The 13328-nt window shown below is 68.4% G+C and carries 14 protein-coding genes and 1 tRNA gene; 9 read left to right on the top strand and 6 right to left on the bottom strand.

Annotated features, from left to right (window positions below):
* Positions 1 to 3 precede the first annotated feature (3 nt).
* On the bottom strand, positions 4 to 1989 hold the full coding sequence (gene ligD, locus ACIP5T_RS14735) for a non-homologous end-joining DNA ligase (RefSeq protein WP_400864960.1): 1986 nt from the start codon (positions 1987 to 1989) through the stop codon (positions 4 to 6).
* Between the two features lie 58 nt (positions 1990 to 2047).
* On the opposite strand from ligD, the gene ACIP5T_RS14730 reads away from it, so the two are divergent.
* A complete protein-coding gene (locus tag ACIP5T_RS14730; protein WP_400864957.1) occupies positions 2048 to 2908 on the top strand; it encodes a Ku protein in 861 nt (286 codons plus the stop codon).
* 32 nt (positions 2909 to 2940) lie between these two features.
* Here ACIP5T_RS14730 and ACIP5T_RS14725 read toward each other — a convergent pair whose 3' ends face one another.
* The gene (locus ACIP5T_RS14725; RefSeq protein WP_400864954.1) at positions 2941 to 3711 is read right to left on the bottom strand and encodes a DedA family protein; all 771 of its coding nucleotides are present in this window, start codon (positions 3709 to 3711) and stop codon (positions 2941 to 2943) included.
* Positions 3712 to 3778: 67 nt separating this feature from the next.
* Positions 3779 to 3860 (bottom strand) — tRNA-Leu (locus ACIP5T_RS14720).
* 120 nt (positions 3861 to 3980) lie between these two features.
* On the opposite strand from ACIP5T_RS14720, the gene ACIP5T_RS14715 reads away from it, so the two are divergent.
* The 7 genes from ACIP5T_RS14715 to ACIP5T_RS14685 are packed head-to-tail and all read left to right on the top strand — an operon-like array spanning position 3981 to position 8494.
* Positions 3981 to 5219 (top strand): CpaF family protein, encoded by a 1239-nt coding sequence (locus ACIP5T_RS14715; protein WP_400864950.1) that lies wholly within the window; start codon positions 3981 to 3983, stop codon positions 5217 to 5219.
* Positions 5216 to 6073, top strand: coding sequence for a type II secretion system F family protein (locus tag ACIP5T_RS14710; protein WP_400864947.1), 858 nt, complete (start codon positions 5216 to 5218; stop codon positions 6071 to 6073). The genes ACIP5T_RS14715 and ACIP5T_RS14710 overlap by 4 nt, the downstream gene beginning before the upstream one ends.
* Complete coding sequence (locus tag ACIP5T_RS14705) at positions 6070 to 7008, top strand: type II secretion system F family protein (protein WP_400864944.1); 939 nt, start codon at positions 6070 to 6072, stop codon at positions 7006 to 7008. The genes ACIP5T_RS14710 and ACIP5T_RS14705 overlap by 4 nt, the downstream gene beginning before the upstream one ends.
* Positions 7009 to 7027: 19 nt before the next feature.
* Positions 7028 to 7240 carry a hypothetical protein gene (locus tag ACIP5T_RS14700; RefSeq protein ID WP_400864941.1) on the top strand — a complete coding sequence of 71 codons (213 nt, stop codon included), beginning with the start codon at positions 7028 to 7030 and terminating at the stop codon, positions 7238 to 7240.
* A 12-nt stretch (positions 7241 to 7252) separates the two neighbouring features.
* Complete coding sequence (locus tag ACIP5T_RS14695; RefSeq protein ID WP_400864938.1) at positions 7253 to 7663, top strand: TadE/TadG family type IV pilus assembly protein; 411 nt, start codon at positions 7253 to 7255, stop codon at positions 7661 to 7663.
* Positions 7653 to 8087 (top strand): TadE family protein, encoded by a 435-nt coding sequence (locus ACIP5T_RS14690; RefSeq protein ID WP_400864935.1) that lies wholly within the window; start codon positions 7653 to 7655, stop codon positions 8085 to 8087. The genes ACIP5T_RS14695 and ACIP5T_RS14690 overlap by 11 nt, the downstream gene beginning before the upstream one ends.
* Positions 8084 to 8494: a hypothetical protein gene (locus ACIP5T_RS14685; protein ID WP_400864933.1), complete on the top strand. Its 411-nt coding sequence runs from the start codon at positions 8084 to 8086 to the stop codon at positions 8492 to 8494. The genes ACIP5T_RS14690 and ACIP5T_RS14685 overlap by 4 nt, the downstream gene beginning before the upstream one ends.
* A 69-nt stretch (positions 8495 to 8563) precedes the next feature.
* On the opposite strand, the gene ACIP5T_RS14680 is transcribed toward ACIP5T_RS14685, so the two are convergent.
* Entirely contained in the window at positions 8564 to 9121 is a 558-nt protein-coding gene (locus tag ACIP5T_RS14680; RefSeq protein WP_400864930.1) for an NUDIX hydrolase, read from the bottom strand.
* On the bottom strand, positions 9118 to 10350 hold the full coding sequence (locus tag ACIP5T_RS14675; RefSeq protein WP_400866972.1) for an MFS transporter: 1233 nt from the start codon (positions 10348 to 10350) through the stop codon (positions 9118 to 9120). Before ACIP5T_RS14675 ends, ACIP5T_RS14680 begins: the two co-directional genes overlap by 4 nt.
* A gap of 108 nt (positions 10351 to 10458) precedes the next feature.
* On the opposite strand from ACIP5T_RS14675, the gene prfB reads away from it, so the two are divergent.
* Positions 10459 to 11568, top strand: coding sequence for a peptide chain release factor 2 (gene prfB, locus ACIP5T_RS14670; RefSeq protein ID WP_400864927.1), 1110 nt, complete (start codon positions 10459 to 10461; stop codon positions 11566 to 11568).
* Between the two features lie 257 nt (positions 11569 to 11825).
* Here prfB and ACIP5T_RS14665 read toward each other — a convergent pair whose 3' ends face one another.
* Positions 11826 to 13241 carry a DUF2510 domain-containing protein gene (locus ACIP5T_RS14665; RefSeq protein ID WP_400864924.1) on the bottom strand — a complete coding sequence of 472 codons (1416 nt, stop codon included), beginning with the start codon at positions 13239 to 13241 and terminating at the stop codon, positions 11826 to 11828.
* Positions 13242 to 13328: the final 87 nt, after the last annotated feature.

The following is a 13328-nucleotide window of genomic DNA, read 5'->3' as shown; positions in this document are numbered from 1 at the left end:
GTGTCAGGCTTCGACGACGACCTCTGCGGGGGTCTTGTCGGGGCGCAGCCCTCGCCAACGCGAATGGCGGAGCACTCCGTCGGGAGTCCAGTTCGCGAACTCGACTTCGCCCACGAGCTCCGGCTCGACCCACAGAGCATCCGAGGCATCGAGGGCCGGGACCCCGTCGAGCGGCGCCGAATCGACGCGCAGGGTCGCGAGGCTGGCCAGCAGGTCGCGCAGCATGCGGTCAGTGAATCCGGTGCCCACGCGGCCGACGTACCTCAGTCGGCCGTCGTCGGGAACAGCGAGCAGCAGTGAGCCGAACGTCCCCTCCCGGTTACCCTTGCCGGGGCGGATGCCGACGATGACGACCTCCTGCATCCGCGTGTGCTTGAGCTTGAGCCACGACGGCGAGCGCTGACCCGGGCGATAGCGCGACGCCGGATCCTTCACGACGACACCTTCGAGGCCGAACTCGTCGCTCGCAGCGAGGGCCGCGTCGAGGTCGTCGAACACGGGCGGCACCTGCACCGGCGCATCGAGGTCGGAGATCACGTCTTCGAGCAGGGTGCGTCGCTGCGAGAGCGGCATCGAGCTGAGGTCATGGCCGTCGAGGCGCAGCAGATCGAAGGCCATGTAGACGATCGGGGTGCGCACGACCTCGCGCTCGATCTCGCGGGGCCGAGTCAGGTGCATGCGGTTCTGCAGCATCGAGAAGCTCGGCCGGCCGTGCGGGTCGAACGCCACGATCTCGCCGTCGATGATCGCGTCGGCCACCGGCAGGAAGGGTGCTCCGTCAGCCGTGAGCTCGGGATAGCGGGCGGTGATGTCCGTGCCGCTGCGGGCATGCAGCAGCATCCGTCCATCGGCCCAGGTACCGATCGCGCGGATGCCGTCCCACTTCACCTCGACCCACGAGGGGGAGCTGAGGCTGCGGGCGATGGCCGGGGTGCCGTTCTCGGCGAGCATGGGGGAGACGGATGCGGGGGAGCCTGGTGTGGAGGCGCTCGGTGCCCCGGAGGTGCGCTGTCGGGGACGCCCGGTGGCTGGTCGCGCGGCTCTCGCGGTGGGGTCCTGCTCCGACTTCGCCTCGACTCGGCGCGGGCCCTCGGGGGGGTGTTCGGTGCGCAGCGTTGCGATCGGATCGATCCCCGATTCCGCGCGCTCCAGCACGGTCGCGAAGTCGAGCTGCGCCAGGTCGGGGTCGTCGAGCTCGTCCCAGGTGCGGGGAGCGGCCACCCACGGCTGGGCGCGGCCGCGCATCGAGTACGGGGAGATGGTCGTCTTCTTGCCGTTGTTCTGACTCCAATCGAGGAAGACCTTGCCTCCGCGGGCAGCCTTCGCCATGGTGCTGGTGGCGAGGTCGGGATGCTCGGTCTCGATGAGTCGGGCGATCTCCTTCACGACGGCGGAGATCTCGTCGCTGGTCTGCTGACCGGGAAGAGCGGCGTACAGGTGGATGCCCTTACTGCCACTGGTGACGGGCACCGGGTCGAGGCCGATGTCGGTCAGCAGGGCGCGGGCGATGCGGGCGACCTCAGCGCACTGCGCGAGTCCGACGCCGGGCCCCGGGTCGAGGTCCAGCACGAGGCGGTCGGGCATGCCGGGCAGTCCATTCGGAGCGAAGCGCCACTGGGGCACATGAAGCTCGATCGCTGCGACCTGCGCAAGCCAGACCAGAGTCGGCACGTCGTCGACGAGCGGATACTCTTTCGGGCCGTCGGAATGCTGGATCTCGTGCCGCGGGATCCAACTCGGCGCGCCGGGCTCCAGCTGCTTGGTGAAGAAGGAATCGGCGGGGGCGCCCGCAGTTCCCACCCCCTCGACCCAGCGCTTGCGGGTGACCGGGCGACCCTCGAGGAGGGGGAGGATGTGGGGCGCGATCGCCGTGTAATAGGCGATGATCTCGCCCTTGGTGGTGCCGGTCTCGGGGTAGACGACCTTGTCGAGGTTGGTGATGCGCAGCCGACGGCCGTCGATCTGCACGTTCTGCGCCTCCGGAGCCATAGCGCCAGCGTAGTCAAGGTACTGGCCCCCACCCGGGCGGCTGGTGTTCACTGGGGTCATGAGAACGATCTGGAAGGGCGCGCTCACCTTCGGCCTCGTGAACGTGCCGGTCAAGGTGTACTCCGCCACCGAGGACCACGATGTGCCGCTGCATCAGGTGCATGAGAAGGACGGCGGGCGCATCCGGTATCAGCGCACCTGCGAGGTGTGCGGCGAGACCGTGGCCTACGCCGACATCGACCGCGCCTACGTCGACGAGGGCCATACGGTCGTTCTCACCAAGGACGACCTGGCGGCACTCCCCGCGGAGAAAAGCCGCGAGATCGACGTCGTCGAGTTCGTGCCCTCCGACCAGGTCGATCTGCTCACTCTCGACAAGCCCTACTACCTCGAGCCCGACTCGAAGTCGCCCAAGGCCTACGTGCTGCTGCGCAAGACGCTCGAGCAGACCGACCGCACGGCGATCGTGCGGTTCACCCTGCGGCAGAAGACTCGCCTCGCGGCACTCCGCGTGCGCGGCAAGGTGCTCGTGCTGCAGACGCTGCTGTGGGCCGATGAGGTGCGCGAGGCGGCGTTCCCGGCGCTGGACGAGGACGTCCGGATCTCGAAGAAGGAGCTCGAGCTCTCGGCATCCCTGGTCGACAGCTACTCGGCCGACTTCGACCCCGAGTCGTTCGTCGACGAGTATCAGAAGGAGCTCCGCACGCTGATCGACGCGAAGATCGAGGCGGGCGACACATTCGACGTCTCGGAGACGTTCGGTGAGGCCGACGGCGAAGGCGATGCCAAGAGCGGCGAGGTCATCGACCTGATGGAGGCGCTGCGTGCCAGCGTCGCTCGCACGAAGGCCGCGCGATCGGAGTCGTCAGACGAGAAGGCGAGCACCAAGAAGAGCCCGAGCAAGAAGAAGGCGGGCTGAGTCCTCAGCCCGCCTTTCTCAGTCGTTCGAGATCAGTGCTTGCCGTCGCCGTCGAAGTCGGGAGCGCGGTCGAAGACCTCACGGTCGAGAGCGAGCTCTTCGGCCTCGGCGGCGTCGGTCTCTCCCTCGCCGGCCGCCGCCTCCTTCTTGGCCTTGTGACGCTCTGAGAAGTAGTGCCAGACGGTGATCAGCGCCGTGCCGCCGACTGCGGCGAGCAGGATCAGATCGATGTAGCTCTCGACGAAGTGCGCGACCGGCGGGATGAACCCGATGGCGTAGCCGAACATGGTCAGACCGAAGCCCCAGAGGATCGCGCCGATCAGGTTGTACAGCGTGTAGCGGCGCCACGGCATGTGGCCCACACCGGCCGCGACCGGCGCGAAGGTGCGCACGATCGGCACGAATCGGGCGAGGATGACGGTGATGCCCCCGAAGCGCTCGAAGAAGGCGTTCGTCCGCTCGACGTTCTTCTTGCTGAAGAGCCCCGATTCCTTGCGCTCGAAGACCGCTGGTCCGCCCTTGTGACCGATGAGATAGCCGACTTCACCGCCGACGAATGCCGAGAGGCCGATGAGCAGGGCCACGATCCACACGTTGATGCCGAAGACCCCGTGCTCCGAACCCGCGAGCGGGTGCGACAGCAGCCCCGAGATCACGAGCAGCGTGTCGCCGGGGAGCAGGAACCCCACCAGCAGACCCGTCTCGGCGAAGACGATGAAGCACACCACGAGAAGCGCCCACGGCCCGGCCGATCCGATGATGGTGGCGGGGTCGAGCCAGGGGATGAGAGCGGCGTGATGCATGGAATTCCCGTCGTCGTGCGCTGTGCGGCGGTCAGGTCGTCGGTCGCGTGGGGATGCGACAGATCGGTGCGGAAGGTGGGACTTGAACCCACACGCCCTAGGGCACAGGAACCTAAATCCTGCGTGTCTGCCAATTCCACCACTCCCGCGCGGTGAGATAAGTCTACTGATCGGGGCATCCGCCGATGCTGGGGATCCGCCCGCAGACCGCGCCCCGTTGCTGTGGATAACTCCGACGGGCGGGGTTCGATCCTTGCGAGGATGCTCGGGTGATCCAGCCTTCCGTCCTCGTCGCAGAGCGCGTTCGGCAGCGACTCCGCGCTGAGGGCACGGATCCGACCTTCGACTCGGCGGCGGCGCGCACCGTCACGCTGGCCGAGGTGCGCAAGTTCAACGATCTGGCGCTCGCGCGCGGTGCGGCGATGATCGACGACGAAGCCGCATGCGTGCGCGACGTGCTCGCAGCAGTGAGCGGCTTCGGTGCATTGCAGTCGCTGCTCGACGACCCGGAGATCGAGGAGATCTGGCTCAACGGACCCGAGAGCATCCACATCGCGCGAGGCGGAGTCGCCGAACACATCGAGCTGCGTCTCACCGATTCGGCTCTGCGCGACCTCGTCGAGCGGATGCTGCAGTCCACCGGCCGCCGTGTCGACATCAGTCAGCCGTTCGTGGATGCATCCCTTCCCGACGGGTCGCGCCTGCACGTCGCCATCGCAGATGTGGTCCGCGGATCCTGTTCGGTCAACATCCGAAAATTCTTGCCCCGCTTCCGCACCCTCGACGCGCTGGTCGAGCACGGTGCTCTGCCCGCAGAACTCGGCGACGCACTGCGCCAGGCGATGCTCGCCGGCAAGAGCGTCGTCGTGTCGGGCGCCACCCACGCGGGCAAGACCACCTTCCTCGGCGCGCTGCTCGCGTCGTGCTCCGACCGCCAGCGGATCATCACAGTCGAGGAGACCTTCGAGCTCGCTGTGCAGGGACCCGATGTCGTCTCGTTGCAGGGGCGTCAGGCGAGTCTTGAGGGAACGGGAGAGATCACACTGCGGAGACTGGTGAAAGAGGCGCTCAGGATGCGGCCCGATCGTCTGGTGGTGGGCGAGGTCAGAGACGCGGAGGCGCTCGACCTCGTCCTCGCACTGAACACCGGTGTGCCGGGAGCAGCGACCGTGCACGCGAACTCCGCCGCAGAGGCGCTTGACAAGCTCACCCTGCTGCCGTTGCTCGCGGGGCGGAACATAGATCGTTCGTTCATCGTGCCCGCGCTCGCGGGAGCGGTCGATCTCGTCGTGCACTGCGTGCGCGGTGACGACGGAGTCCGGCGGGTGCACGAGGTCATAGCGCCGACGGGAGAGGTGAGAGACGGGCGGATCGTCTCGCGAGAGGTCTACACCCGGGACGGCGTGCTGACCCGGGACGGCGGGCGCACCCGGGACGGCGTGCCGACCGTCTCAGACGGGACCGCATGGCGACGCGGCGAGCGGCATCGTGCGGGAGGCACTCGGTGACGGTGCTGCTCGGCGCGATGTTCGCCGCCGGCGTGCTGCTGTGCGGGTCGCCATGGCTGTGGCCTCCCCGTCCGGAGGAAGAGAAAATCAGGCGCCGCGGGTATCTGTCTCGACTGCTCGAAGAGGGCGGCTTCGGATCAGTCAGTCCGCGCACGCTCCTTGTGGTGATGGCGACGGTCGCGCTCGCCGCGGCCTCTCTCGTCTGGCTCCTCACAGCCATTCCGGTCCTCGTCGGCCTTGCGGGCGCGACCGCCGCTGTATCGCCGATCGTCTTCGTACGCTCCCGCCGCATGCGGCTGCGCAAGCTGCGGCGACAGCTCTGGCCCGACGTCTGCGATCTTCTGATCGCTTCCATTCGGGTCGGACTGTCGTTGCCCGACGCCGTCGCGAGCCTGGCCGAGTCCTCGCCTTCTATGATCCGGCCCGCCTTCGTGGTCTTCGCCAAGGATCTGCGTGCCACCGGCCGATTCGACACGAGCCTCGATCGGCTGAAGTCCGCGCTGGCCGACCCCATCGCCGACCGGATCATCGAAACGCTGCGCATGGCGAGACAGGTCGGCGGAACCGAGCTCAGCGGCGTTCTGCGCGCGCTGTCGTCATCGGTCCGTGCAGACGCCGTGCTCCGAGGTGAGGTCGAAGCTCGGCAGTCCTGGATTCGCGGCGCGGCCGTGCTCGGGGCTGTCGCGCCCTGGGTGATCCTCGGTCTGCTCGTGCTGCGCCCCGAGGGAGCTGCCGCTTACGGCACAGCGGAGGGCATGCTGGTGATCTGCCTCGGGGCTGCCGTATCGGTGATCGCGTACCGCGTCATGATCCACATCGGGCGCCTGCCCGAGCCGGGGAGGTGGTTCGGATGAATCCCGTCTCCGCGGTGGCGGTCGCGGTTCTCGGCGGTGTCGCGCTCGGATCTGGCGTGCTCTGCATCCTCGCCGCACTGCCGCACTGGTCGGCATCGTCGCTGGCGCTGCGGATCGCACCATACGTACGGGACGTCGTTCCGGATGGCGACCTGCCTGACGGAGCACTCCCACGGGTCGGAGTGCTCTCCGCAGGGGACAGGACGGTCTGGCTCCGATCGCTGACGGCCTTCGAGCGTCTGCTCGGCGGTGGCGAAGCGCTGAGCCGCCGTATCCAGCAGGCCGGGCTCAGCCTGGAGCAGGGCGCTTTCCGCGGGCGCCAGCTCGGCTGGGTGCTCGCAGGCATCGTGGCCGGCGCGATCGCTGTCATCGTCCTCGCCATCGCGGGACGGATGTCTCCGCCGATCGCCTTGCTACCCGGCATCCTGGGTGCCGCTGCGGGGTTCGGATACGACATGCAACTGACGGCGCGAGTCTCGTCCCGTCGAGCTCGATTGACCGACGAACTGCCGACGACGCTCGAATTCCTCGCTCTCTGTCTGTCGGCGGGTGAGGGCTTCCTCGACTCGCTGCGGCGGGTCGCCGCAATCGGCTCCGGAGAACTCACCGGTGAGTTCCGACGCGTGGTACTCGCCGTTGGCACGGGATCACCTCTCGCTGACGCCCTCGCCGAGATGGGCGTTCGACTGCAGCTTCCGGGCCTCTCCCGCGCGATCGACCAGGTGATCGCCGCGCTCGAGCACGGCGCCCCGCTCGCTGCCGTTCTGCACGCGCAAGCCGGCGACGCGCGCGAAGACGCCAAACGGATCCTCATCGAACAGGCCGGTCGCAAGGAGATTCTGATGCTCCTGCCACTGGTGTTCCTGATCCTCCCGCTCTCGGTGCTCTTCGCCATCTACCCGGGCCTCTTCATTCTGCGACTCGGCATCGGCTGAGCGATCACGAAAGGACGACATGAACACTTCTCCGCTCGGGAGGGCGCGCTTCGCGACCTCGCGCCCTCACGATCTTCTCCAGGATCTCGTCGACGACGAATCCGGAGACGTTCCAGGATGGGTGCTGGTCACATTGATGACGGCCGGACTTGTCGTGGTGATCTGGGCGGTCGCCGGCCCCGCGCTCAGTGCGCTGTTCGAGCAGGCCATCCAGCGTGTGTCGGGGCTCTGACTGGCGTTCCCGATGCCTGATGCATCTGTACGAATCTCCCTCGCGGACGACCGCGGATCGAGCCCGGTCGAGTTCGTGCTCGTGGGCACGCTGCTCACTCTCCTCACCCTCGGTGTGATTCAGCTCGCGCTCGCCGTCTACGTGCGTAACGTCGTGCACGATGCGGCGATCGACGGTGCCTATTACGCCGCTCTGGCAGACACGAGCCCAGAGGAGGGGGCCGAGCGGGCACGGCAGGGCATCATTCGCGCAGTCGGCGAGGCATACGCCGAAGATGTGACGGTCGTTCGCTCGATGTCGCTCGCTCAGCCGACTATCGAGGTTCGCATCCGCACGACGCTTCCGCTGATCGGGCTCCTCGGCGTGCCCTTCGCGCTGGAGGTGCAGGCGCATGCACCGGAGGAGTCCTTCGATGATGGATGACGACGGGTCAGCGGCCCTCGAGTTCATCGCCGTCGGCGTCATCCTGCTCGTGCCGCTCGTGTATCTCATCATCGCGCTCGGGGCCATCCAGGAGCAGGCGCTGGGAGTCGAGGCCGCTGCACGGCATACCGCGCGAGCGATCGCGCTCGCTCCGGATGCCGCCGCGGCCGCCACCCGGAGCGAACGAGTCCTCGCGAGCATCTCGGAGCAGTACGGCATCGATACCGAATCGATCGACGTGTCCGTGACCTGTACGCCGATCGAGGTGGCGTGTCCGTCCGCGGGGGCGACCATGACCGTCGTGGTCGCGACGTCGGTCGCACTGCCGCTCATCCCGCCGATCCTCGGACTGGACGAGACCGCATCGATCGGAGTCGAGGGTTCGGCGGTGCAGAAGATCTCTCGTCTGTGGGGCGGCGGATGAGGCGGGCAGACGACGACGGAAGCGTGCTGCTCCTGACTCTCGGCTACGCGCTGCTCGCACTCGCCCTCATCTTCGTGAGCGTGTGCGCGACCGACCTCGACATCTCGCAGCGGAGACTCGATGCCATCGCCGACGCAGCAGCGCTCGCCGGAGCGGACGGATTCACGCTGGCAGTCGACGACGGGACTGCGCGCGCCGATCTCACCGATCAGGGCGTCCGAGATCAGGCCGAGGCGCTGCTCGCAGCGCTCCCCGCAGCGGTGACTCTGGAGTCCGCGTCGAGCCCGGACGGCCAGTCCTCGCGGGTGAGAGTCGCCATCGTGTGGAAGCCGCCGCTCGTGGCACCGTTCGTTCCCGAAGGGATACGCCTGGAGTCGACAGGGACGAGCAGGACCGCTCTGCGCTGACCGTGCCTGACCGCGCCTTCGCGAGCCAGCGGTGCGGAAAGGTCGTGAGCACGCGAGACCGTCAGGTCGTCAGAGTCGGCTCACCAGTCGGTCCCGCAGCCGGCGCACTCGCCCCGGAAATCCATCAGGCACCTGCGCGGGCAGCCCTTCGATCGGCCACCAGCGCACGTCCTCCGACTCCTCGCTCACGATGAGGTCGGCGTCGTCCCCGACGACCACCGCCACCCCGATGTCGAGGTGCGAGGCGCAGCGTCCGAAGGCCGATGACAGGGCGTGGTGATCGAGGTCGCACACGAGGGGCTCGACGAGAGCGGGCACGTCGACACCGGTCTCCTCCCGCAGCTCACGCAGAGCGGCCTGCGCGATGGACGTATCGTGGGGCTCGAGATGCCCGCCGGGCTGCACCCAGAACTGCCCCTTGGCGTGGAAGACCAGCAGCGTGCGGGTGAGCGACGGGTCGAACACGAGCGCCGACGCCGTGGCGTGGCGCGGGCCGTCGTCTCGGGAGACGGGTCCGTGATCGTCGGGAAAGCGGCGCGCGAAGTCGACCTGGCTCGCGCGCTCGCGCTCGGAAGACACCGCGGCACCCAGAACGAGGCGGTGCACGTCGGCGCCGAGAGCGCTCACGAGGGGTCCTGTTTCGTGCGGGGCACGAACCGCGGGATCCAGCGGATGAACCCGCCCGCACCGACGAGGCCGATCACTCCCATGGCCGCTGCCGCCACCGGCAGGGAGGCGATCGCCACGATCGCCGACACCATCAGGGGAGCGACGGCTCCTCCCGCATCCGTCAGGGTGCGCCACGAGCCGAGGAACGCAGCAGGCTCGCTCTTCGGGGCGACGTCGGCCCCGAGCGTGAGCAGGATGCCGCTCGAGAGCCCGTTGCCGACCCCGAGCACGGCGGCGAACATGCCGAACCACAGCACGGCGGCATCGAGATCATGCGTGAAGGAGAGCGCGAGGAACCCCGCACCCATCAGCACCATCGCCGGCATCGCCGCCCAGAGGCGTCCGAACCGGTCCATCACCTGGCCGCTCGCATAGAACAGTGCGAAGTCGATCGCCCCTGAGATCCCGACGACCAACGCGATCGTCGAGGCGTCGAGACCGAGCGAGAGGCCCCACAGCGGCAGCACGACCTGTCGCGCCGACCGCACAGCCGACAAGGATGCGGCGGCGAGGCCGAGGCGGCCGAGCACGCCGCGCTGCTGCCACATGGTGCGGAAGATGCCCGCGCGGGCGGCCGTGGGAATCGAGCCCGTGACAGGCTCGCCCGAATCATCCGCGAGCGCCGCGGTGCGCACAGCGGTCGTCGGCGCGATCGTCTTCTCAGGATCGGGACCGAGCAGCACGAGCAGCACCATCACGACGAGACAGCCGAGAAAGAACCAGATCGCCGCCGACTCCGAGCCGAACAGCTGCAGCAGTCCGGCCGCGACGAAGGGTCCGATGAAGATCCCGAGGCGGAAGCTCCCGCCGAGCAGTGAGAGGGCTCGAGCGCGGAAGGCGATCGGCACCCTCGTCGTCATGAAGGCATGACGGGCGAGTCCGAAGGCCGCCGCGCAGAAGCCCAGGAGGAAGACGGATGCCGCCAGCACGCCGAGCGTGGGGGCGAAGACCATGCCCACGCCGGCGCCGATCGCGATCACGCCGGCGATCACCATCGTGAAGCGCTCGCCGATGCGTCCCACGGCCCAGCCGGCAGGGAGGTTTCCGCAGAGCTGGCCGACCACGAGCGCGGATGCCACGAGTGCGGCGAAGGCGATATCTGCGCCCATTCGAGCGGCGATCACCGGAATGAGCGGGATCACCGCGCCCTCGCCGAGCGAGAAGAGCACGGTCGGGAGGTACACCATCGGCCCGAACCGCCTCAGGACCGTGGATGCGCTGCTCACACGTTTCACGCTACTCCCGTTCGAACGCCGTACCCGCCCGCACAGGCGGCACGTTAGGCTGGACGCGACATGCTCGAACTCGATCTCTCCGCCGACATCCAGGCCCTGCGACTCACCTACGGTGACATCCGCGAGGTCATCGATGTCGAGACCCTCCGCTCCGACATCGCGCGTCTCAGTGAGGAAGCCGGCGTGCCGGACCTCTGGGACGACCCCGAACGAGCCCAGAAGGTGACCAGCGCGCTGAGCCACCGCCAGTCGGCGCTCGCGAGGGTCGAGGGCATCGGTCGTCGACTCGACGACCTCGAGGTTCTGGTCGGCCTCGCGAACGAGATGGGCGACGAGGAGTCGGCTGTCGAGGCTCGCGCCGAGCTCAACGCGCTCACCGACATCATCAACCAGCTCGAGGTCCAGACGCTGATGGATGGCGAGTACGACGAGCGGTCCGCCATCATCACGATCCGCTCGGGTGCCGGAGGCGACGACGCCACCGACTTCGCCGAGATGCTCATGCGCATGTACCTGCGTTGGGCCGAGCGTCACAAGTATCCCGTCAAGGTGCTCGACACCTCGTACGCCGAGGGAGCGGGCATCAAGTCGGCGACGTTCGAGATCGACGCACCCTACGCCTTCGGCACCGTGTCGGTCGAGGCCGGCACGCACCGCCTCGCGCGCATCAGCCCGTTCGGCTCCGCCGACAAGCGTCAGACGTCGTTCGCGGCGGTCGAGGTCATCCCTCTCATGGAGGAGGCGACCGAGGTCGACATCCCCGAGAACGACATCCGCGTCGACGTGTTCCGTTCGTCGGGGCCCGGTGGCCAGTCGGTCAACACGACCGACTCCGCAGTGCGCCTGACCCACCTGCCGACCGGCATCGTCGTGTCGATGCAGAACGAGAAGTCGCAGATCCAGAACCGCGCGGCGGCCATGCGCGTGCTGCAGACCCGCCTTCTGCTCCTGCAGAAGGAGGAGGAAGCTGCGAAGAAGAAGGAGCTCGCCGGCAACATCACGGCGAGCTGGGGCGACCAGATGCGCTCGTACTTCCTCTACGGCCAGCAGCTCGTGAAGGACCTCCGCACCGGGCACGAGTCCGGCAACCCGGCCGCCGTGTTCGACGGCGATCTCGACGGGTTCATCTCGGCCGGCATCCGCTGGCGCAAGCGCAAAGACGAGGACTGAGCGAACGCTCCACTCTCAGCGGGCAGCCTCATCGAGGCGGCCCGCTTTCGCGTCTGCCCCCACGGCGATGCACGGGCCCGCTCGACCCTCCATCCCGAGTGGATCGAACTCCGACCGTTGCACGCGGCAACCCGGCAACGCGGCAAACGTGATCGGAACAGAAGCGGGCCCGTGCCGGATGCCGAAGCATCCTGGCACGGGCCCGCCGGCGATACGAACCGCCCGGCACCGCCGGCCGGTTTCGCCCTGCGCCGCGTCTAGCCGGCAGACGGGGTGACGGTGATGCGCGTGACCTCCTGCAGGAGCTCGTCGGTGAAGATCACGTCGTAGGACTCGCTCTGCGCGACGTCGAAGGTGATCTTGCCGTCGACCGTGTCGCCGGGCTCGAGTTCTTCCGCCACGATCCCGTCGACGTAGTAGTCGTACGTCCCTTCGACGCCCTCAGCGGTCTCGATGCCGAAGTTGAACGCGCTCAGGTAGCTCGTGCCCGAGACGCCGGTGAAGGTGACGTCGAGGATCACGTAGCCGCCGTTGGTCGAGGGGATGCTCGAGCCGTCGCTCGTCGCCCACGTCGCGGAATGGATCGTGACCTCGCTCGTGGCGGACATCTGAGTGATCGGCACGGGGGAGCCCATCTCGCCTTCGGCGACCTCGGGCGTGCCCGTGCCCTCCTCAGTGCCGGGGTCCGTTTCGGTGCCGGTGCCGGTGTCGCTCGAGGGCGGTGCGGTCGGCAGATCGCGGACGGCCTCGGACACCGTCGCGAAGACGATGACGAAGAACATGACGACGGCGATGATCGCACCGATCACCGAGAGGATGAGGCCGGAGATGCCCGGCCACTTCTTGCCCTTGAGGAACAGGGAGATCAGGGAGACGATGAATCCCACGCCCAGCAGGAGCCAGCCGAGCCAGAAGATCACGGGGATGCACGACAGGATGGTGCCGAGCGCCGCGAGCCCGAGCCCGACGAGGCCGAGGATCGATGGACCCGACGGCGCCGCGGGTGCCGTCGCCCCGTAGGCGGGCGGGTAGCCTGCGGGGGCGCCGTACTGCTGTCCGGCGGGCGCGTAGGCTGCGGCGCCCGGGTAGCTCGGCGCTGCGGACCCCGGGTAGCCGGCGGTGACGGGGTACTCCTGGGGCTGAGCAGGAGCAGCGGCACCGGGGTACGAGGGTGCGCCCCCGCCATACGGCTGCACGGCGTCCTCGGCAGGCGTCGCGCTGCCCGGTGCGGTGAACTCCGACTCCTGCGCGCTTGCGGGCTCGTCTGCGGAAGCCGGGGAGACCGACCAGGAGGATGCAGGCTCAGGATCCACGACCCCGTCAGCAGGCGCCTCCGCCGGAGCCTGGGCCTCCGACTCGGAGTCGGACGGCGCGGGGGTGTTCCAGGACTGGCTCTCGACGGCAGCGACCGACCCGATCGACGCGGCGGTCTCGGCATCGGCCGCGGACTCCGGGAACCCGACGGACGAGCCATGAACTGCGCTCTCCGCGGAGTCGGAGTCGGAGGTGGAACCGGCGCTCGTCGCCTCGTCGCCGGTCGAACCGACGGTCGATTCGCCCGCGGCGGATTCGGCGGATTCGACGATCGGTGCGAAATGCTCGGTCCACTGGGTGCCGTCCCACCAGCGCTGGCGTCCGGATCCGTCGTCGTACCAGCCTGCAGGCGTCGTCATGGTTTCCCCCTCGAGTCTCGTCCACGCTGATCGCATGGATCGGCACCTCCATGTATAGCAGTGCGGTGCGACACCCAGGGGGCTCCC

The organism is Microbacterium sp. NPDC088619 (genome assembly GCF_044752825.1).
Taxonomy (GTDB): Bacteria; Actinomycetota; Actinomycetes; order Actinomycetales; family Microbacteriaceae; genus Microbacterium.
This window is presented reverse-complemented; position numbering and strand designations above follow the sequence as displayed.